We start from the raw sequence: 525 nt of genomic DNA on the forward strand, positions 1-525 counted from the left end.
CACCTGGCCGACGTGCTGTTCACCGACGGCGGCATGGGCCTGAGCTTCGAGTTGCAAGGCAAACCGGTGCGCGACGTGGTGCAAACCACCTTCACCCTCAACGGCGAGAAACACGAGTACTTCAACCAGAAGGAAAGCTGGCAGCGCTTCAACTGGCCGGGTCGCAGCCAATACCCCGGCGCGAGCCTGACCTGGACCAGCGTGCAGGCCAACGAACGGCTGTTCGGCGACTACGCAGGCACCTGGGGCCTGATCCGCCTGCTGGAACAAGCCCAGGTCACGCCGCTGGACGACGGCGACAGCCGTTTTCGTGTGGTGCTCAAGGCGCCGGATGGGATTGGCCTGACCTGGTATTTACGCACCGAACTGGGGGCGGGGCCGTTGGCGTTGCTGAAGTTGCGTGGCTTTAAGTTGCCGACGCAGATTTTTTTGGGCAAGGGTGAAAAGGCCCAGCTGTGATTCTGCAGAGTAGGCGATAGTTTGTGGGGGCGGGGGCGTGTCAGGTTTCCAGCGTTATCGTTGACG

General features: G+C 61.9%; 1 protein-coding gene. It reads left to right on the forward strand.

Annotated elements, in window-relative coordinates; genetic code table 11:
- The coding region (locus PG5_RS32175) for a type VI secretion IcmF C-terminal domain-containing protein (RefSeq protein WP_042955963.1) at positions 1 to 459 on the forward strand (459 nt) is incomplete at its 5' end.
- Positions 460 to 525: the final 66 nt, after the last annotated feature.

Source organism: Pseudomonas sp. G5(2012), assembly GCF_000408945.1.
Lineage (GTDB): Bacteria > Pseudomonadota > Gammaproteobacteria > Pseudomonadales > Pseudomonadaceae > Aquipseudomonas > Aquipseudomonas umsongensis.